The sequence below is a fragment of the Staphylococcus sp. ZWU0021 genome, from assembly GCF_000798895.1.
Taxonomy (GTDB): domain Bacteria; phylum Bacillota; class Bacilli; order Staphylococcales; family Staphylococcaceae; genus Staphylococcus; species Staphylococcus saprophyticus.
Window position 1 is genome coordinate 269,729 of the sequence record NZ_JTLN01000005.1, and the last position, 18,116, is coordinate 287,844.

Consider the following 18,116-nt stretch of genomic DNA (forward strand, 5'->3'; position numbering starts at 1 on the left):
GATAATCATGGATAGCTGTTTTTAGTCGTGCGCTTATTTGTTTGCGATTGCTACTACACCTGGTAGTTCTTTACCTTCAAGGTATTCTAATGATGCACCGCCACCAGTAGAAATGTGACTGAAGTCATCACCATAACCTAATGAAATAGCTGCAGCTGCTGAATCTCCACCACCAATAATTGTATTAGCGTCTTTTAATTCAGCGATTGCTTCACAAACGCCGATTGTACCTTTAGCAAAATTACTTAATTCAAATACGCCCATTGGTCCATTCCATACTACCGTATGCGCACCTTGTAATTGTTCTTTAAATAATTCAACTGATTTTGGTCCAATATCCATAGCTTCTTGGTCTGCTGGGATATCATCAACAGAAACCTCAGTGATTTCAGCGTCATTTGAGAATTCTTTTGCAACTTTACAATCAACTGGTAAGACGATTTGATCGCCTGCACGGTCTAATAATTCTTTTGCAAAATCAACTTTATCTTTTTCTAATAAAGATAAACCAATTTCTTTACCTTGTGCTTTAAAGAACGTATATGACATGCCGCCACCGATCAGTACTTTGTCAGCAATCTTCAATAAGTTTGTGATAACGCCAATTTTGTCAGAAACTTTGGCACCACCTAGAATTGCAACTACAGGTTTATCAGGGTTTTCAACTACGCCACCGATATATTTAATTTCTTTTTCCATTAAGAATCCTGCAACTGTTTCTAAATTAGATGCAATACCCACATTTGAAGCGTGCTCACGATGCGCAGTACCAAATGCATCATTTACAAATACATCGCCAAGTGAAGCCCAGTATTTTCCTAATTCAGGATCATTTTTAGATTCTTTTTTGCCGTCTACATCTTCAAAACGTGTATTTTCAACTAGTAAAACATCGCCTTCATTAAGATCTTTGACAGATTGTTCTAGTGTTTCTCCACGTGTTTCAGGTACAAAAGTAACTTCTTCACCTAATTTTTCTGTTAATGCATTAGCAACAGGTTTTAAAGTTAATGCTGCTTTATCACTTTCTTCTTTCACTTTACCTAGATGTGAAAATAATACAACTTTTCCACCTTGTTCAATGATGTATTTAATTGTTGGTAAAGCTTGAACGATACGGTTGTCGTCAGTGATTTCTCCATCTTTCATCGGCACGTTAAAATCTGCGCGAACAAGTACAGTTTTACCTTTTAATTCTAAGTCAGTTACAATTTTTTTAGCCATGTAAGCTTCCTCCTCTAAATGGAACAACAAATTAAAATAAGCGGAGAAGCGTTGTGCTCCCCGCTTACTCCTAAGCTTATTGTTTAAATTTAACAGCACATTAAAGTTGTTAAATTCATTTTTACATCAAATTATTTAGCTTGAGTTGCTAAGTGTTCTAATGTACGTACTAATTGTGAAGTGTAAGACATTTCGTTATCGTACCAAGCTGCTACTTTAACTAATTGACGGTCGCCAACAGTCATTACACGAGTTTGTGTTGCATCAAATAATGAACCATAAGTCATACCGATTACGTCTGAAGATACGATTTCGTCTTCTGTGTAACCGAATGATTCGTTTGAAGCATTTTTCATTGCAGCATTTACATCTTCAATGCTTACATTTTTTTCTAAAACAACTGTTAATTCAGTTAATGAACCAGTTGCAACAGGAACACGTTGCGCTCCTCCATCTAATTTACCATCAATTTCAGGAATTACTAAGCCAATTGCTTTAGCAGCACCAGTTGAGTTAGGGATGATGTTTTCAGCAGCTGCACGCGCACGACGTTTGTCGCCTTTTCTGTGTGGTGCATCTTGTGTGCTTTGGTCACCAGTGTATGCGTGGATAGTAGTCATGAAACCTTCTACTAAACCGAAGTCATCATTTAAAACTTTAGCAACAGGAGCTAATGAGTTAGTAGTACATGAAGCACCTGAAACAACAGTTTCTGAACCGTCTAATTCTTGGTGGTTTGTATTATAAACGATTGTTTTTAAATCGCCTGTAGCTGGTGCAGAGATTAATACTTTTTTAGCACCTGCATTGATGTGTGCTTCTGCTTTTTCTTTATCAGCGAAGAAACCAGTACATTCTAATACAACATCGATGTCTAAGTCTTTCCAAGGTAATTTACTTGGTTCAGGCTCAGAGAATGATTTTACTTCTTGTCCGTTTACGCGGAAACCGTCTTTTTCTACTTCAACTTCTCCTGTGAAGCGTCCTTGCATAGTATCATATTTTAATAAATGAGCTAACATTTCGTCATCTGTTAAATCGTTTACTGCTACTACGTCGATTCCGTCAACGTTTTGAATTCTTCTGAATGCTAAACGACCAATTCTACCAAAACCATTAATTGCTACTTTTACTGCCATTAAAATGGCCTCCTTTAAAAATGATATTTAAAAAGTGTAATCACTTTTTATTACTCTTATTTACGATTGCACTTGCTGCACCTTCGTCTGTAATTAATACAGTGTTTTTTGGAGCAATAGAAAGGTAAGCTTTAATTGCTTCTCCTTTAGATTTACCCCCAGCTACAGCAAATATAAACTTTTTCGATTCAAGGTCTTCTAATTGTAGTCCAATTGTTTTCACTTTATGGACGATATCGCCTTGATCATCGAAATAATATCCAAATGCTTCTCCCGAGGCATTGTGATGTTGAAGTTTTTCTATAACTTCGTTTGGTGATTGACGTCTTCGCGCCATCTTCAGCGCATCACCAATGCCGTGGATTGTAATATTGGATTCTCTAATTTTTTCTAGGGTGTGAATAACTGAAGGCTCTAACATAAGTGTATTGTATGTTGTTTCACTCACATTATCTGGGACATATAATGTCGTATAATCACCATTCGTTTGTTGTGCCATACTCGCTGCAATGGTATTTGCTTGATATACAACATTTTCACCCAGTCCGCCTCTTGCCGGAACAAAGAAAACATCATGTGGCTGTTTATGCATTGCCTCACTCACGTAGGCCATCGTAGACCCACCAGTGACTGCTACAATGGCATGATCATAAAGAACATCTTCAACCAACTGTCCTGCCTGTCGTGAAAGTTCAATTTTTACTGCTTTATCAGTTTCAGAATCACCTGGTATCACATAGACGTCTTTAATGTCATATTGTTCCTTAATCAACTGTGAGAGATGATGGTCATCAGAAAAAACATTAAAATAACTATTTAGCTGACGAACAGTTGCTTCACCTTCTTCAGTGATTTCCATGCCTGTTGGCTTAACCTTGATTAGTTCTTGTTGTTTCAATGTGTCTGTTTCGGAACGTAATACACGTTCAGTTAAATCCATATATTCACTTAAACTACGTCTACCTACGGGTTGGTGCTTAGCAATAGTAGTGAGAATTGAAAAACGTCGATACATTTTTTCAACAAGTTCTGGCACAAGTTTTTGTTGAACTTTTATCAAATCATTCACTACTATCCTCCTCCGTTTCATTATAAAGGGTCAAGTTCCAACCATAGGTTGACTTTTTACGTCCCTAGCAGGACAAAAAAATATAACCTCTTATATTTGCAATAATACTACTATCGATTTGAAATTGCAAGAGAAATACACTTCTCTTAATTTTTACTTATTACCTTTATATATTCTATCGTTCCTCTAAAATGTCTTGCATTGTTATATTACCCGATTAATCATTTACTAATCATAAATCATTATATTTTCCGATTCTTAAAAATAAGTAAGCATCCACTTATAATAGCGGCTTAAATACACTTGTAGAATCATTGCTTCCATTATCTTTAATCTATAAAATAAAAGTATAGATTATTCAATTGGGAGGAAAATACATGTCACAGAACGATCATCCAGAAGTCATTGATCCAAACGATCGACGTTATAAAGATGAAGATTATTTCAAAAATCCTAAACAACCAGATTATTCGCATTCAAATCAAACATTTCACTATTCTAAAAACATAGGATGTGGCTGTGGACCTATTGGTTGTCTTAGCGGTTGTATCACACTCATACTATTATCCTCACTCATTACTTTCTTATTAAATTTCTTATTTTAGTCTGTGTGCTTAAATACTATAAAACAAACCATATAACATGTGTTTTTAACGCTATAAAAATAGGACCTTGAAATCATATGATTAACATCGATTTCGCAGTCCTATTAAATATATTAGTCATCTTCTGAAGATGAATCGCTTGAGCGTTCATTGGTACTTGAACTATTATTGTTGCTTTGTGCTGATCTTTCTTGTGTATTATTTTGAGAACTTCTTTGTTGAGTTGATGGTTCTGGTTTTTTCTCTTCAGTCGATGGTTCAGATGTTTTTTCTTCCGTTGAAGGTTCAGATGTTTTCTCTTCAGTTGTTTTTTCTTCTGTTGAAGGCTCACGTGTTTTTTCTTCAGTAGAACGTTCTTCAGTTGTTCTTTCTTCTGTGGTAGCTTCTTTCGTTTTTTCAGGTGATTTTTCTTCTGTTGTACGACGCTCAGTCGTTGCTGGCTGTTGTGTTTGCTGCGTCTGTTGCGTTTGCTGTGTTTGTTGTTGCGTTTGAACTGTTTGCTGCGTTTGTTGTGTTTGTTGAGACTCTTGTGTAGATTTCTCTTTATCTTTTTTGTCTTTTTCTTCTTTTGTCTTCTGTTTTTCTTTCTTATCTTTTTCTTCTTGTTTCTGATCTGCTAAACGTTCATTCGCTTTGTTTGAATGATCTACAAATGCAAAAATAGCAAAAATTAATCCACCTACTAATAATAATACGATTAATCCACTTACAATTTTCGCAAAACCACTCATTTTCTTGTTGTTCGGATTATGGTTTGGCATATGCTCCCCTCACTTCAATTTATATCATAACATTTGTTTTCATTTATGCGCATGCTTTCAATAACAAATGTATATTTTACACTATTTCATTTATTAATTAAACTCATTAACTATTTTTTAACCTAGATGTTATCTTAACGACATATGTATAGTAAAATACATATATAACTTAAAATTTAATACTATAGTTTAATATTAATCTATAGTAATCTTCGTTTTCAATACTTTTGTAATTTTTTATTATTAATATGAATAAGCTATAACATTAATATAACAGGATGTGTTCTAAAATTGAAAAAGCATGATCCATTTGATGAATTAGAGGAGCAAAAATCATCTCAAAAAAGAGGTCTACGTCAAATTATGATCGATAACGATCATTACGAATCAAAAGACCGAGATAAAAAGCGATTCCCCTTATTTATGATGATTATTATTTTGTTATTCATAGCCACTGGAATAATTTCTATACTTACTTTATAGGGCATAACGACCTTCATATCCTTATAAAATGTTTTGACTTAAATGTAAAAAGATAGTTACACAAAGCAAATTGCGTTAACATATAAATATAGGCCTATACGCAATGCGTACAGGCCACTACTAAAGGGAGTCAAAATTTTACCTTCGTTAGTATATTATGGGGTATACTCGAAATAATTAAGAGATGATTAATTAATATCGAAGGTATCTCAATTATAAAATGAATGCTCTTTATTTTAAATAGTTCTTAATACGAGTAAATGACATATTATTGAACAAACAATGAAAAAATTATGACCTTCAAATGTGATTCGATTGATTCACTCAAATCATTCCAACATTAGGCATTACTAAATTATGAGGTGATAAAATGAAACATTATTTAATTACAGGTGGTACAGGTATGATAGGATCGCAATTAGTTAAAGCTATCATACAAAGTGATGCGCATATAACGATTTTAACTAGACAGGATATGACTTCATCACACCCTAAGATTTCCTACGTCAATTGGTCTCAATCAAATTGGGAAAATGAAATACCTGATATCGATATCGTCATTAACCTTGCAGGTGCTAGTTTAAATAAACGATGGACTAAATCCTATAAACAAACCATTATGCTAAGTCGTATACAAGCTACACAAGCTTTATTCGAATTATTTCAAAATCGTAAACATAAACCAGAAGTATTATTCAATGCGAGTGCTGTTGGTTACTATAAACCAGACTTATATCGTACGTATACTGAATTATATAAAACACTTCCTTTTGATTTTTTATCGGAAGTCGTATATCAATGGGAAAGAATGGCTCGCCAATTTGAAACGCTTGGTACGCGTGTCGTTATTGGTCGGTTTGGAATGGTCTTGTCTAATGATGGCGGCGCACTACCAATGATGAAATTGCCTTATGACTTTTATCTTGGTGGAAAATTAGGTTCAGGAAGACAATGGTATTCTTGGATTCATATAGATGATTTAGTGAGAGCCTTGCTCCATACTATCATTACGGAAAGTGCACGAGGTGTATTTAACTTTACTGCACCGATTGTAGAACATCAAAACATGTTTGGGTATATACTTGCACGCGTTTCTCATCGCCCTCATCATACATGGGTCCCATCGTTAGCCATTAGGTTAGCTTTAGGTCAAATGTCGACTGTTGTGCTCGATACACAAAAAGTAATACCTAATAAATTACAAGCAACCCATTTCAAATTTAAATATCCTGATTTAAAAATCGCACTCGAAGATTTAGTACATTAAGTGAATAGGAAGCGAAATGAATCATGAAGACAGATCGTTTAACACATGCCTTATTATTTATCGCTGGATTGTTATTATTAATTAATGGTATCTGTGCTTTTGAACAAAATTTAACTATGCTATTTATATCATCAATATTGGTGATAAGTGGTATCTGTGTAACATTTGTAGCCATTAAATTAATTTGGCGCAACTATCGTAGACTTAAAGTTAATAACAATTCATAATGTGAGATAAATAGAAAAGCCAAGCTACTGATTATGTAGCTTGGCTTTTTTTAGTGAAATTAAATCTTACGATTCTGGTACCATAACTTGGTCAACAAGACCATAGTCTTTAGCTTCTTCAGCTGATAAGAAATTATCACGATCTGTATCTTGCTCAATTTTTTCAATTGATTGACCAGTACGTTCAGCTAAAATTTGGTTTAATTTAGCACGTGTTTTAAGAATATGATTAGCAGCAATTTCAATTTCAGTCGCTTGTCCTTGCGCGCCACCTAATGGTTGGTGAATCATTACTTCAGCGTTTGGTAATGCAAAACGTTTACCTTTTGCACCTGCTGCAAGTAGGAATGACCCCATTGATGCAGCCATACCGATACAAATTGTTTGTACATCTGGTTTGATGTGTTGGATTGTATCGTAAATAGCGAAACCAGCAGTTACACTACCACCTGGTGAATTGATATAAAGATAGATATCTTTTTCTGCATCTTGTGCTTGTAAGAATAATAATTGAGAAACAATAGAGTTTGCTACATTATCATCGATTTGAGAACCTAACATTATAATACGGTCTTTTAATAAACGTGAGTAAATGTCATATGCACGTTCCCCACGGTTTGTTGTTTCAATTACTGTAGGTATTAAATTCATTAATATTGCCTCCTTATTTCTAACTGATAAACTTATTTTAACCTAAAAGTCAAACATGGTCAAAAAATAACGCTCAAAAATTTTATGAAAGTTGAATTATTCTTATTGACCGTTTTCGTTAAGATTTGTACACTTATATTAATGCGTCTTTACCCCCTCGTAGTGTAATGGATAACACGTAAGATTCCGGTTCTTAAGATAGGGGTTCGATTCCCTTCGAGGGGACTAATAAGTAATAAAAGTATACTTTTCAAATTAAAAAGGGAAGATAACCAATATAAAGCGCACACGAGTTCAATCTCATGTATTTTATATTCCTACTTAAGTCATCCCCTACTTGTACAATCAATCAGACCGAGACATCAAAAATGATTCTCGATCTGATTTTTTCATTTTTTAAAATTCTATTAATAAAAAATGGATTACACTGAGAAATGTAATATTCTACACTGATTATGATATTAAGTACCAAATTATCTTAATTATTAAAAATACATCCTTATCTAAATGAGATACTTAAAAATCAATTCTTAATATATACACAAAATTCACGCTTTTTACATTGAGTAATATATAAACATAAAGATAATTAGTAATACAAAATTCATTTTAAATTTACAATCATTTGATACACTTGTAAAAATTAGATTATTTTACAAAGGGGAAATGAGACATTGGTAGACAAGCAAATTAGTGATGCGCAGTGGAGAGAATACCAAGCGCATAAAAATCAACAAAAAATCGAAAAAAATTAGTAAAGGTTGGTTTTGGGGTTGTGGATCTGGTTGCGGTTGTTTAATTTTGTTAGTAATTATCATTATAGGCATCTCAGCATGTACTGCAAACCTAGGCAACGTAGACACTAATGATAATTCATCAAACAATTCAAACAACAGTAGTGCTTCTAGAGAAGAAAAATCTGCATTAAACAAAGCGAAAACCTATTCGAACGTTATGCACAAGTCAAAAGATGGCATCTATAATCAATTAATGTCTGAAGCTGATGGTTTTAAAGAATCAGATGCACAATATGCAGTAGATAATTTAAAAGCGAATTATAAAAAGAATGCTCTCGAAAAAGCTAAAGATTATGCTGATACACAGAATATGTCAAACGATGCAATATACAATCAATTAACATCAGATATTGAAGGATTCACCGAAGAACAAGCGCAATACACTATTGATCAATTAGATAAATAGTGAAGTTCTAAAGCCCTAATTCAACTTTAATTATTGTTGATGGGACTTAATTAAACTTAACATTAAAGAAACGATATTTCGGTATTGAAACCGAAATATCGTTTTTATTTTGCCTCTTAATTCATATTTATAAAGGTACTGCCTAAAACATCACGCACATCGTGAATCACTAGGAATGCATTTTCATCCACTTCATTTACCAGTTTCTTGACCCTTGTAACTTGTGATTGCGGTACAACGACGTACAACATATGTGTTTCTGACTTTCCATAACCACCTTTACCAGTTAATATGGTTGACCCTCTACCGGTAAACGCATTGATTTTATCACTAATTAAATCACTTTTGCTTGAAATCACTGTAACTGCTTTTTTCGGATTGAAACCTTCGATAACGAAGGACGTGGCACGTTCCGTAACAAATAACATAATAATGGTAAACAGCACATTTTCTAATGGTAGTACCATTAAGAATGAAAGAACAACAAGTGCATCTAGTATAAAAATACCTTGTGACGTTTTGATCTCGGAGTATTTATTCACAATTTTCGCAATGACTGATGTACCACCCAGTGTACTACCAGTAGAAATTACTAGCCCTGCACCGATACCAATCACAGCGCCCCCAAATAAAGAATTAATAACAAAATTATCTACACCTAGATTAATATTTTCAGTTAAATGTAAAAATAGAGACAACGCAGTGTTGGAAATAACGGTGTAGACCGCTACCGTTTTACTTAAAAATTTCCACCCTACAAATACGACAACGGTATTGATAATAAATGAGGTCCACGCTGGCGATAAACCGAATGCATACATAAGAGATAATGATATCCCTACTGTGCCGCCATCACCTAGATTTGATCCAAGTAAAAAACAGTTTACACCAATCGCATTTATGAATGTACCAATTAAACAGAATATAATGTTTTTATAATGCTTGTTTATTAAATTTTTCATAAATACCCTCACTTTTCACTATTTTATTATTGTGGTTTATAAATAAAATGTTCAATATTCATCAAGTAATGCCTAAATATTAAAAAAGACACCTCCATGAGGCGTCATTAATTGAAATTCATACTTTTCATTATATTAGCATATTTATTTTATGTGTGACTAGAAGAAATTCAATTTACACTTAATTCTTTTTCAAATTAAGAGATAACCATGCAAAACAGATGATACATCTTATGTGCTATAGTTCGATAGGCTCACCGCCTCTTAATTTATCAGCCATCTCATTTAACTTTCTTAATCTATGATTCACACCAGATTTAGATATTTTTCCCGTCGACATCATTTCACCTAATTCTTTTAATGAAACTTCTTGGTGCTCAATTCTTAATTTTGCGATCTCACGCAATCTATCTGGAAGGTTGTCTAAACCAATTTCTTTATCAATTAAATGTATACTTTCTACATGTTTCATGGCTGCACTTACAGTTTTATTTAAATTGGCTGTCTCACAATTAACCAATCGATTCACAGAATTTCTCATATCTCGAACAATACGAACGTCTTCAAATTTCAAAAGTGCTTGATAACCACCTATCAAACTTAAAAAATCGGATATTTTTTCTGCTTCTTTTAAGTAAGCAATGCTGCCTTTCTTACGTTCTAGATGTTTTGCATTTAATTCATACGCATTCATTAATTGTGTGATACCTTCAGAATGATCTTCATATAACGAAAAAACCTCTAAATGATAAGATGACGTTTCTGGATTGTTAACAGAACCACCAGCTAGAAAGGCACCTCTCAAATAACTGCGACGCATTTCATCATCATGAATCATAGTTTCATCGATTTCATGGGTAAAGACACCATTTTTTAAAATACCTAAATCATCTAATATTTCTCTGGCTCTTGCCTTAATACGACAAATATAGATATTATTTTTTTTCAATTTCATTTTCTTGCGTACGAGTAGTTCCACTTCCACATTAAACACTTTTTTTATTAACGAATAAATCCGTCTTGCTGTTGTTGCATTTTCGGTTTGAACGTTAATAACAAACTGTTGATTGGATAGACTGAGTGCACCATTCATTCGAATAAGCGCACTGAGCTCTGCTTTTGCATTTTCTTCATCTACTTCAATTCTAGTAAGTTCATTTTTCATATCTGATGCAAAGCTCATGATTCAATCAGTCCCTTCTTATAAGTTTATTGTCTGGCTTATTCGTTATGATCTTTATTATGATCTTTATTTCGATTAAACTCAATTGTCGCCGTTTCTCTCATAGCGATTTCATAGATCATTTTTGAAAGTACTTCAGTGTTATGGCGCACGTAATCTTCTGAAGACACTTCTACTAAATCAGGATGTGTAAAGACTTTAATATTCTGTGCTTCCATATCTGTCGTGTTGCATTTTACAGGTTCTGCATTTTCTTCTCTATAGCGTTCTAATACATTACCGTGAAAATTTTGCGTGCTACAAATAACATAGTTAATACATTTCGCACCCATGTGATCATGGATAGCATTGACATGATCGACAGCAGAATAATTATTCGTTTCACCTGGCTGTGTCATTACATTTGAAACATACAATTTAGGGGCATCTACTTTAAGTAATGCATCTGCGATACCTTTTACGCATAAATTTGAAATGACACTTGTATATAAAGAACCTGGCCCCATAACAATTAAATCTGCCTCTTCAATCGCTTCAACTGCTTCTTCCATCGGTTTTACATCTTCAGGTTCTAAAAATACACGTTCGATTTTTTTATTTTTTTTTGGAATCTTAGACTCGCCATATACGATTTCTCCGTCTTCCATGACTGCATTTAAACGCACACTTGTATTAGTAGACGGAATAACACGACCTCTAATATTTAAAATCTTACTTAATTCTTTAACTGCATGTCCAAAATCATCCGTAATATTCGTTAACGCGGCAATCAGTAAATTGCCAAGCGAATGACCTTCAACTTGGTTTTCTTTAAAACGATATTGGAAAAGTTGTTCTAAAGTTGACTCAGTTTCACTTAATGCAGAAATTACATTTCTTATATCTCCCGGTGCAGGTATATCCATTTCATTTCTTATTTTTCCTGTGCTCCCACCATCATCGGCAACTGTGACAATTGTCGTAATATCTATTGGGTAATCTTTAAGGCCTCGAGCTAAAACGGATAAGCCTGTACCGCCACCTATTAGTACAAGTTTAATTCTTCTCATCTTTATGTTTCACGCCACTTTCCACATGTGCATCCCTGTGATGCACATACACATTGTAATCAAAACTTTCGTTAAGTTCTGCTCCGATACGTTTGGCTAATGCGACTGAACGGTGTTGACCACCAGTACAACCGATTGCGATAACCAGTTGTGATTTACCTTCTTTTTTATATCCTGGTACCATAAATTTCAATAAATCTATTAATTTTTCATAAAATATATTTGTTTCTTTCCATTTCATAACATATTTATAAACCGCTTCATCTTCTCCTGTGAGTGGTCTTAACTCATCAACATAGTGTGGATTCGGTAAAAATCTCACATCGAATACTAAGTCTGCATCCATTTGAATACCATGCTTAAATCCAAAACTCGTTACATTAATATTAAATGTTTGTACATTGCTCTTATTGAAATAGTCACCAATGCGTTTACGCAATTCTTTTGGTTTCATTTGCGTCGTATCAATCGTATAGTTCGCTAGACTTTTAATTTCTGTTAATAACTCACGTTCTTCATTTATCGATTCTATCAATGAACGTTGTCCATTTCCATTTAACGGATGCGCACGTCTTGTTTCTTTATATCTAGAAATTAAACGCTCATTAGATGCTTCCAAGAACATCATATCCACAATCACATCAGAGTTACTTTTAATTAAATCCATTTCGTGGATTAATGATTTAAACAATTCTTTCCCTCTTAAATCGATTGCAATTGCAACTTTTTGTAATGATGGATTACCTTGCCCCATCAATTCTACAAATTTAGGTAAAAGTATCGGTGGTAAGTTGTCTACACAGAAATAACCGATATCTTCTAGACTTTGAATGACTACAGATTTCCCAGCACCTGATAAACCTGTAACGACTAATAATTCACTTTTTACTATTTCTTTTTCATCCGGTTGCATCTTTTCACACCATTCGTTGATTTATTTAATCATAAAATGTTACTTCGTTGTTAACAGTTCATATTTTAAAGTGATGTGATTCATTTCACTTCAAATAAGTCTAACAATCTTATGCTATCATATTTCATTTTACATGAAAAAGGTCTTAGGTAGTAGCATTATCACTTTAATATTGAAGTTAGCTGTGGCTGCAATTTAACTCCTATAACCATAAGACTTCAATTATAAACATAGATAAATATATATCCTTATGTAAAAAGCTAGAGCACAATGCTTTCAGTTATGTCTGAGCATCATGTTCTAGCTTTAACTAAATTCTATTATACAACACAATCACACGATTGATTATGCTTCTATTGTATCTTTGATGTGTTCAATATATGCGATAGCACTTTGTGCTGCAATACTACCATCACCTGTTGCAGTAACGATTTGACGTAAACCTTTTTCACGTACATCGCCTGCTGCGTAAATACCAGGAATGCTTGTACTCATATCTTCATTCGTTAAGACATAACCGACTTCATTTGTAATACCTAAATCTTGGAAAGGTACTGTCAGTGGTTTCATACCAATATAAATAAATACACCATCCGCATCTAATGTTTGTTCAGAACCATCTTTTGTTGATTCTAATGTGACTGATCCTACTTTACCATCTTTGTCGTTAATTGTTTTTAGTGTGTGGCTCCAGATAAAATCAATTTTTTCATTTTTAAATGCGCGATTTTGTAATATTTTTTGCGCACGTAATTCATCTCTACGGTGTACAATGGTTACGCTATCCGCAAATTTTGTAAGGAATGTGCCTTCCTCAACGGCTGAATCACCGCCACCAATAACAAATAATTTTTTACCTTTAAAGAATGCACCATCACAAACTGCACAATAACTTACACCACGGCCACCAAGTTCTTGTTCACCTGGCACACCAATTTTTTTATATTCTGCACCTGTTGAGATAATAACTGCATGTGCAGTGATTACTTTATTTCCTAGGTTCACTTCTTTATATGCGCCTTTATCTTCGATTGATTTAATGTCACCATATTGATATTGTGCACCAAATTTTTTCGCATGTTCAAACATTTTTGTAGATAAGTCCGGACCTGTTACCATTTCAAATCCTGGAAAGTTTTCAACTTCTTCCGTATTTGCCATTTGTCCACCAGGCATGCCACGTTCTATCATTACAGTACTTAAGTTTGCGCGAGATGCATAAACTGCTGCAGTCATACCTGCTGGGCCTGCACCAATAATTGCAATATCAAAATCCACTTGTTCAGCCATTTTAATTGCCTCCTATTTACTAATTCAATATGCGAAGTATATATGATTTCTTGCATTTTATAAACTTATATGCTCACTAAATAATCTATCGTCTTATTTAAACGGTAAGATGAAATTTTAAACCAATCTAAAACTTGTTGCTTTGTAACTTTGATTTCAGAATGACGAAAATACATATATACAAATGCAGCAACATAATCACTAACATTTGCTAGGTCAACTTTTTCCGAAATGATCGCTTCTGCTTGATCAATCCATACTATAAATAAATCTTCATTATTTTTCAATGTCTCAATATCATAAAGCATTAACATGCCTTTGTGAATAAAATCTAATTTGTTTAATTTTAAATCTTGAATTAAATAAGTCAAATAGAGTTTCTCATAATCATTCATAGATTCTAGTACACCCCAAATTTCTTGGGTTAAGAGTACTTCACGGCCCTTTAATTGGTTTAATAAAAAGATGCCATATAATCTATGGTGGCTATTATCATTCAACAATAACGGCAATACTTGTTGGTCAAAATACGCTTTGCTCTCTTCAATAACCCAAGGTGCATGGCCAACATCAACTTTAGAAATTTCTTGTAATTTTGTCCAAAAGAATTTACTTTCTTCATGATTGCCTAAATGATAATGATTATAGCTGAGTGCATTATACATTTGAATCGAAAGGAACTTTCCTCTTCTATAGAGTGGTTGTAGAATCTTTTGCGAAGCTTCATATTGTTTTAAATAACAGAGCACGATACCTAATTTAAATGACTCATCTTCATTCATCGGCATTACTTTGTTTAATATTTTTAAGTAGCGATGATATTTTTCACTATCATTCGTGTTGTATAGCAACAATGTATAATGACATAATGCATGCACATCTGTGTTGTCCTCGCTTAATAAACGTTCAAACATTTCTTTAGCAGTTTCGTATTCGTTTAAATATAAATAACACATTGCTAATAAATTACGTACGACGCGGTGTTCTTGAATGTCAGTACTTTGATTTAAAATAAAATTTCGAGCCTCTGGTAAGCGGCCTTGTGAAAATAAATATTGGAAAATAAGTTGAATCGCAAATAATTTACTTTCTATCTCTATTTTTTCAGGTGTATGATATGAGACTTCAAACATTTCTTCAAGTTCTTCTTTATAATCCTCATCACCAGATATTGTTACATAGTTAATACCAAATAAAAATGCTTTATTGGCTTCATTCATCGTTATATTTAACTGGCTTAATTGAAAATAACTTTCTTCAACTTCTTCACCTTGTGCAATACTTTCATAAAAAAGATGTTCAGCCTTGCTACCTATACCTAAACTAACTAAGCACTCCGAATATTTTACTTTTGTTTCAAAATCCTGAGGTGACATTTCAAGCACTTTAGCGAAGTAAGATGCCGCTTTTTTATATTCTTGTTGATGAAATTTTTGATCTCCTAATTTTTTATAAAATTGACTATCTAATTTCATTGGTATTACATTGTCTTTATGCGCCATCCATCGTCACCTCCTAAATGTTTCTTTATTTTATTATTTGTATGGGATTCCCATACGCTAATGCATGATCTGGAATATCTTTGGCTACAATAGAACCCGCACCAATCTTAACATGATTACCAATGGTAACGCCTGGTAGGATGGTCACATTTGCACCAATCAAGGTATGATCCCCAATTTTCACAGGGCCTGTAGTAAATGCATCTACTAAAAATTCATGTGTTAAAATCGTTGAATTATAGCCAATCACACAATTTTTACCAATCGTGATGTATTCAGGATACAATAAATCAGGAACTACTTTGAAAGCGAATGCTGTATGAGCCCCGATATCCATTTTCAATAATTTACGATATGCCCAATGTTTTAATTTCACATTAGGCAAATAACGGCAAACTTCAATAATTAACGTTTGTTTAAACATTTTCATTCCTTTGACAAAACGATACATATGCCATAAAGGATTTTTACCTTGAACTTGTTGTTTCTTTAAATTACGCATAAATGACTATCACTTCACTTCTTTACTTGGCCATGATAATGGACCAACAGCTTTATAACGTGGCGCATCATATTTAACACGTCTAACAATCATTATGACGACACCTATTATGATTAAAATAATGGACATTAATTGGGCAATTCGGATATCACCTGCAAGCATTAAACTATCCGTACGCATGCCTTCTACAAAGAATCTGCCAATGGAATACCAAATTAAATAGAGACAGAAGGTATCACCAATACGTAAGTGTTTTCTTAATAGAATTAAGATAACAAATCCTAACACATCCCAAATAGACTCATAAAGGAATGTTGGTTGATAGTATTTTCCATCAATATACATATTATTAATTATAAAGTCAGGAATATGTAAGTTTTCAAGGAAAGATTTAGAAACTGTGCCCCCATGCGCTTCATGGTTCATAAAGTTTCCCCATCTTCCAATACCTTGTCCTAAAATCATACTTGGCGCAATCACATCACCAATTTGAAATGGATTAATATTTTTTTGTTTACAAATAATAATACCCGTTACGAATCCACCAATAAGACCACCATGTATGGCAATACCACCCTGCCAAATCATTGGGATTTCAATTGGATGTTGTACATAATACGGCCACTGAAAAATAACGAAATATATTCTAGCAACAATAAAACCAAATATGGCACTCCAAAATATAATATCGACGAGTGTGTCTTGATGGAATCCAATACGTTTCACGCTTGCTTGTGCAATAAAGTAACCTAGCAGTATGCCCATAGCAATAATAATGCCATACCAACGTACCGAAATCGGTCCTAATTCAAACGCAATCGGATCGATATAGCTTAACGTCATCATTGATTATTCCCCTCACTATGATTACCATTACGCAAAATTTCCGCATTTAAACGGTCATTAAATTCTTCTGCTGTATTGATACCCATGATATTCAGTCTATAGTTCATCGCAGCTACTTCAATAATCACCGCCACGTTACGACCTGGTCTTACTGGAATGGTTTTTTTCGTTATTTCTGTGTCTAAAATACGTAATGTTTCTTCGTTTAGCCCTACACGGTCGTATAGTTTTTCTTTATGCCAATTTTCTAAGTGAATATTTAAACGCAGGCGCTTCTCAGTCAGAATTGAACCGGCACCAAATAAAGTCATAACATTTATAATGCCTAGTCCTCTAATTTCTAACAAATGTTCAATTAATTTAGGTGCACGACCTGTTAATTCATCTTTACTAATTTCTCTGATTTCAACATTATCATCAGCTACAAGTCTGTGACCGCGTTTGATTAATTCCAGCGCTGTTTCACTTTTACCTATACCAGAATCGCCTGTGATTAACACACCAACACCGTAAACATCAACAAGCACACCATGCAATGAAGTCGTTCTAGCGAGTTCATGCTCTAAAAAGGTAGTCAAACGACTCATCAATTGAGTTGTGGCAATTGTGGACGTGATCAATGGCGTTTCGTTTTCTTTCGCAGCTTCTATAAGTTCTTCCGGAGGTTCTAAATCTCTTGTCACTATAATCGCTGGTGTTTCTGGACGACATAATTTTCTCATACGTCCTTTCCGTTCTTCATCAGGCAATAAATTATAGAAAGATAACTCAGTAGTTCCTAATAATTGAATACGGTCAGAGGCATAATGAGAGAAATAACCTGCCATTTCTAAACCCGGTCTTGATATATCAGTATTTTTAATTTGTTTATTTAAACCCGCTTCACCTGTGATTACTTCAAGCTTAAAGCGTTCTACTAAACTCTGTGTAGTTAACATGCGTTCACCTCTATCATTCTTTCTTCTGCATTTGTACTATGTTCATATCATATCAAAAAGAACTGATAATCTATATTAAAAAGTGCAGACGAAGTATATTTTAATATATGCCTTATATAAATAATATACGATATTTCTTATTAAAAGCTGATTCATTTTAAAATTAACGATAAACTTAACATTTTATGTTTGCGACATGTTATCAAAGGTTAACAATCACAAAAAAGCTCTTGCTTCACACGCATGTAACATGGTGTCGCAAGAGCTTTGTTATGCTGTTGGAAAATAGATACGGTACAATT

At 33.7% G+C, this 18,116-nt stretch carries 19 protein-coding genes and 1 tRNA gene; 6 read left to right on the forward strand and 14 right to left on the reverse strand.

The window, feature by feature from the left end; genetic code table 11:
* Nucleotides 1-33: 33 nt before the first annotated feature.
* The 3 genes from L987_RS02000 to L987_RS02010 form a co-directional block, all read right to left on the reverse strand.
* Complete coding sequence (locus tag L987_RS02000) at nt 34-1,224, reverse strand: phosphoglycerate kinase (protein WP_011303588.1); 1,191 nt, start codon at nt 1,222-1,224, stop codon at nt 34-36.
* 131 nt (nt 1,225-1,355) lie between these two features.
* The gene (gene gap, locus L987_RS02005; protein ID WP_011303589.1) at nt 1,356-2,363 is read right to left on the reverse strand and encodes a type I glyceraldehyde-3-phosphate dehydrogenase; all 1,008 of its coding nucleotides are present in this window, start codon (nt 2,361-2,363) and stop codon (nt 1,356-1,358) included.
* A 40-nt stretch (nt 2,364-2,403) separates the two neighbouring features.
* Nucleotides 2,404-3,432: a sugar-binding transcriptional regulator gene (locus L987_RS02010; RefSeq protein WP_047502675.1), complete on the reverse strand. Its 1,029-nt coding sequence runs from the start codon at nt 3,430-3,432 to the stop codon at nt 2,404-2,406.
* A 377-nt stretch (nt 3,433-3,809) separates the two neighbouring features.
* Between L987_RS02010 and L987_RS02015 the strand changes: the two genes are divergently transcribed.
* Entirely contained in the window at nt 3,810-4,037 is a 228-nt protein-coding gene (locus L987_RS02015) for a hypothetical protein (RefSeq protein ID WP_047502678.1), read from the forward strand.
* A gap of 113 nt (nt 4,038-4,150) precedes the next feature.
* Here L987_RS02015 and L987_RS02020 read toward each other — a convergent pair whose 3' ends face one another.
* Entirely contained in the window at nt 4,151-4,798 is a 648-nt protein-coding gene (locus L987_RS02020) for a DUF4887 domain-containing protein (protein WP_011303592.1), read from the reverse strand.
* A 291-nt stretch (nt 4,799-5,089) separates the two neighbouring features.
* Between L987_RS02020 and L987_RS14005 the strand changes: the two genes are divergently transcribed.
* The 3 genes from L987_RS14005 to L987_RS02035 all read left to right on the forward strand — a co-directional run bounded on the left by L987_RS14005 (nt 5,090) and on the right by L987_RS02035 (nt 6,775).
* Nucleotides 5,090-5,281 (forward strand): hypothetical protein, encoded by a 192-nt coding sequence (locus L987_RS14005; RefSeq protein WP_011303593.1) that lies wholly within the window; start codon nt 5,090-5,092, stop codon nt 5,279-5,281.
* 370 nt (nt 5,282-5,651) lie between these two features.
* Nucleotides 5,652-6,548, forward strand: coding sequence for a TIGR01777 family oxidoreductase (locus L987_RS02030; RefSeq protein ID WP_047502682.1), 897 nt, complete (start codon nt 5,652-5,654; stop codon nt 6,546-6,548).
* Nucleotides 6,549-6,571: 23 nt separating this feature from the next.
* A complete protein-coding gene (locus tag L987_RS02035; protein WP_002483888.1) occupies nt 6,572-6,775 on the forward strand; it encodes a hypothetical protein in 204 nt (67 codons plus the stop codon).
* 66 nt (nt 6,776-6,841) lie between these two features.
* Here L987_RS02035 and clpP read toward each other — a convergent pair whose 3' ends face one another.
* Nucleotides 6,842-7,426: an ATP-dependent Clp endopeptidase proteolytic subunit ClpP gene (gene clpP / locus L987_RS02040; protein ID WP_002483889.1), complete on the reverse strand. Its 585-nt coding sequence runs from the start codon at nt 7,424-7,426 to the stop codon at nt 6,842-6,844.
* A 153-nt stretch (nt 7,427-7,579) separates the two neighbouring features.
* Here clpP and L987_RS02045 point away from each other — a divergent pair.
* Both L987_RS02045 and L987_RS02050 read left to right on the forward strand, forming a co-directional pair.
* Nucleotides 7,580-7,651, forward strand: a tRNA-Arg gene (locus L987_RS02045).
* A 471-nt stretch (nt 7,652-8,122) separates the two neighbouring features.
* Nucleotides 8,123-8,629: an Ltp family lipoprotein gene (locus L987_RS02050; protein WP_231558559.1), complete on the forward strand. Its 507-nt coding sequence runs from the start codon at nt 8,123-8,125 to the stop codon at nt 8,627-8,629.
* 116 nt (nt 8,630-8,745) lie between these two features.
* Here L987_RS02050 and L987_RS02055 read toward each other — a convergent pair whose 3' ends face one another.
* The 9 genes from L987_RS02055 to hprK all read right to left on the reverse strand — a co-directional run bounded on the left by L987_RS02055 (nt 8,746) and on the right by hprK (nt 17,814).
* Complete coding sequence (locus L987_RS02055) at nt 8,746-9,591, reverse strand: YitT family protein (RefSeq protein WP_047502685.1); 846 nt, start codon at nt 9,589-9,591, stop codon at nt 8,746-8,748.
* Between the two features lie 238 nt (nt 9,592-9,829).
* The gene (gene whiA / locus L987_RS02060) at nt 9,830-10,774 is read right to left on the reverse strand and encodes a DNA-binding protein WhiA (protein WP_047502688.1); all 945 of its coding nucleotides are present in this window, start codon (nt 10,772-10,774) and stop codon (nt 9,830-9,832) included.
* A gap of 38 nt (nt 10,775-10,812) precedes the next feature.
* The gene (locus L987_RS02065) at nt 10,813-11,823 is read right to left on the reverse strand and encodes a gluconeogenesis factor YvcK family protein (protein ID WP_011303621.1); all 1,011 of its coding nucleotides are present in this window, start codon (nt 11,821-11,823) and stop codon (nt 10,813-10,815) included.
* Nucleotides 11,810-12,736 (reverse strand): RNase adapter RapZ, encoded by a 927-nt coding sequence (gene rapZ, locus L987_RS02070; RefSeq protein WP_011303622.1) that lies wholly within the window; start codon nt 12,734-12,736, stop codon nt 11,810-11,812. The genes L987_RS02065 and rapZ overlap by 14 nt, the downstream gene beginning before the upstream one ends.
* A 345-nt stretch (nt 12,737-13,081) precedes the next feature.
* Entirely contained in the window at nt 13,082-14,026 is a 945-nt protein-coding gene (trxB, locus tag L987_RS02075) for a thioredoxin-disulfide reductase (RefSeq protein WP_047502690.1), read from the reverse strand.
* Between the two features lie 65 nt (nt 14,027-14,091).
* On the reverse strand, nt 14,092-15,528 hold the full coding sequence (locus L987_RS02080; RefSeq protein WP_047502694.1) for a tetratricopeptide repeat protein: 1,437 nt from the start codon (nt 15,526-15,528) through the stop codon (nt 14,092-14,094).
* A gap of 25 nt (nt 15,529-15,553) precedes the next feature.
* Nucleotides 15,554-16,030 carry an acyltransferase gene (locus L987_RS02085; RefSeq protein WP_011303624.1) on the reverse strand — a complete coding sequence of 159 codons (477 nt, stop codon included), beginning with the start codon at nt 16,028-16,030 and terminating at the stop codon, nt 15,554-15,556.
* 9 nt (nt 16,031-16,039) lie between these two features.
* Entirely contained in the window at nt 16,040-16,876 is an 837-nt protein-coding gene (lgt, locus tag L987_RS02090) for a prolipoprotein diacylglyceryl transferase (protein WP_002483898.1), read from the reverse strand.
* Complete coding sequence (gene hprK, locus L987_RS02095) at nt 16,873-17,814, reverse strand: HPr(Ser) kinase/phosphatase (RefSeq protein WP_047502697.1); 942 nt, start codon at nt 17,812-17,814, stop codon at nt 16,873-16,875. The genes lgt and hprK overlap by 4 nt, the downstream gene beginning before the upstream one ends.
* Nucleotides 17,815-18,116 lie beyond the last annotated feature (302 nt).

What these genes read in the sequence shown, in the direction of transcription:
- L987_RS02065 (WP_011303621.1), bottom strand. Translation starts at nt 11,823, where the DNA reads ATGAGAAGAATTAAACTTGTACTAATAGGTGGCGGTACAGGCTTATCC.
- L987_RS02050 (WP_231558559.1), top strand. Translation starts at nt 8,123, where the DNA reads ATGCGCAGTGGAGAGAATACCAAGCGCATAAAAATCAACAAAAAATCG.
- gap (WP_011303589.1), bottom strand. Translation starts at nt 2,363, where the DNA reads ATGGCAGTAAAAGTAGCAATTAATGGTTTTGGTAGAATTGGTCGTTTA.
- L987_RS02020 (WP_011303592.1), bottom strand. Translation starts at nt 4,798, where the DNA reads ATGCCAAACCATAATCCGAACAACAAGAAAATGAGTGGTTTTGCGAAA.
- whiA (WP_047502688.1), bottom strand. Translation starts at nt 10,774, where the DNA reads ATGAGCTTTGCATCAGATATGAAAAATGAACTTACTAGAATTGAAGTA.
- lgt (WP_002483898.1), bottom strand. Translation starts at nt 16,876, where the DNA reads ATGATGACGTTAAGCTATATCGATCCGATTGCGTTTGAATTAGGACCG.
- L987_RS02085 (WP_011303624.1), bottom strand. Translation starts at nt 16,030, where the DNA reads ATGCGTAATTTAAAGAAACAACAAGTTCAAGGTAAAAATCCTTTATGG.
- L987_RS02030 (WP_047502682.1), top strand. Translation starts at nt 5,652, where the DNA reads ATGAAACATTATTTAATTACAGGTGGTACAGGTATGATAGGATCGCAA.
- rapZ (WP_011303622.1), bottom strand. Translation starts at nt 12,736, where the DNA reads ATGCAACCGGATGAAAAAGAAATAGTAAAAAGTGAATTATTAGTCGTT.
- trxB (WP_047502690.1), bottom strand. Translation starts at nt 14,026, where the DNA reads ATGGCTGAACAAGTGGATTTTGATATTGCAATTATTGGTGCAGGCCCA.
- L987_RS02015 (WP_047502678.1), top strand. Translation starts at nt 3,810, where the DNA reads ATGTCACAGAACGATCATCCAGAAGTCATTGATCCAAACGATCGACGT.
- clpP (WP_002483889.1), bottom strand. Translation starts at nt 7,426, where the DNA reads ATGAATTTAATACCTACAGTAATTGAAACAACAAACCGTGGGGAACGT.
- L987_RS02035 (WP_002483888.1), top strand. Translation starts at nt 6,572, where the DNA reads ATGAAGACAGATCGTTTAACACATGCCTTATTATTTATCGCTGGATTG.
- L987_RS02055 (WP_047502685.1), bottom strand. Translation starts at nt 9,591, where the DNA reads ATGAAAAATTTAATAAACAAGCATTATAAAAACATTATATTCTGTTTA.
- hprK (WP_047502697.1), bottom strand. Translation starts at nt 17,814, where the DNA reads ATGTTAACTACACAGAGTTTAGTAGAACGCTTTAAGCTTGAAGTAATC.
- L987_RS02080 (WP_047502694.1), bottom strand. Translation starts at nt 15,528, where the DNA reads ATGGCGCATAAAGACAATGTAATACCAATGAAATTAGATAGTCAATTT.
- L987_RS02000 (WP_011303588.1), bottom strand. Translation starts at nt 1,224, where the DNA reads ATGGCTAAAAAAATTGTAACTGACTTAGAATTAAAAGGTAAAACTGTA.